Genomic DNA, 911 nt, shown 5'->3' with positions numbered 1-911 from the left:
AATTGATCAACATGGTGCAAATATCTCAATATTTCTGTGGTTACATTCGTTTAACATCATTTTCTGATTCGTTTGTTGTTTTAAGTTGTTGTAGTTAATGATTATTTTTATTGGTGCAGAGTGAGGTAAATAGTGGTGCGTAAATTGCTTTAATAAAAAAGAGAAATTTTCACCGAAGAAAGAGATGGATAAGCGACTTTCTGGTTCGCAAGGTGAAAGCAATAAAAAGAACACTGCACGAGGGAAGAGTGATGAGTTCAAACAAGGATTGGATCAAATCAACGTGTGCTTACTGTGGCGTAGGTTGTGGCATTGAAGTGAGGCCAACTGCTTCAGGGAAATTGGAAGTGCGTGGCGACAAAGACCACCCATCTAATTATGGCAAGCTGTGTACTAAGGGCGCGGCACTGGGCGATGCCGTAACCCCGATTGGGCGACTCACCCAGCCAATGAAAAGAGTCGAGAGCGTACAACAGCTACTTCCGTGGGGCGAGGCATCACAGCTGGTGGCCGATAAGTTCGCCCAAGCAATTAAAGAGCATGGGCCAGACTCGGTTGCCTTCTATGTATCGGGTCAATTGCTGACGGAAGACTACTATGTTGCCAATAAACTGATGAAAGGCTTTATTGGTAGCGCCAACATAGACAGTAATTCTCGCCTTTGTATGGCATCGAGCGTTGTCGGCCATAAGCGCGCATTCGGTACCGATACGGTTCCTGTCTGTTACGAAGATCTTGAACACGCGGAGGTGGTGGTGATCACAGGCTCAAACCTCGCTTGGTGTCACCCAGTTCTGTTTCAACGCTTACGAGCGGCTAAACAAGCTAACCCAGCAATGAAAGTGATCGTGATTGACCCGCGCTATACCGACACCTGCGAAATTGCCGACATCCACTTGGCGTTAGAATCG

1 protein-coding gene is annotated in these 911 nt (G+C 46.4%); it reads left to right on the top strand.

Features of this window, described 5'->3' with window-relative positions; genetic code table 11:
* Positions 1-251: 251 nt before the first annotated feature.
* Positions 252-911: molybdopterin-dependent oxidoreductase (locus KIV40_RS27815; RefSeq protein ID WP_375164892.1), on the top strand; the 660-nt coding region annotated here is incomplete at its 3' end.

The sequence above is a fragment of the Vibrio sp. D173a genome (assembly GCF_030248475.1).
Note: the sequence above shows the minus strand (reverse complement) of the source record. Positions and strands in the feature narration are given on the sequence as shown.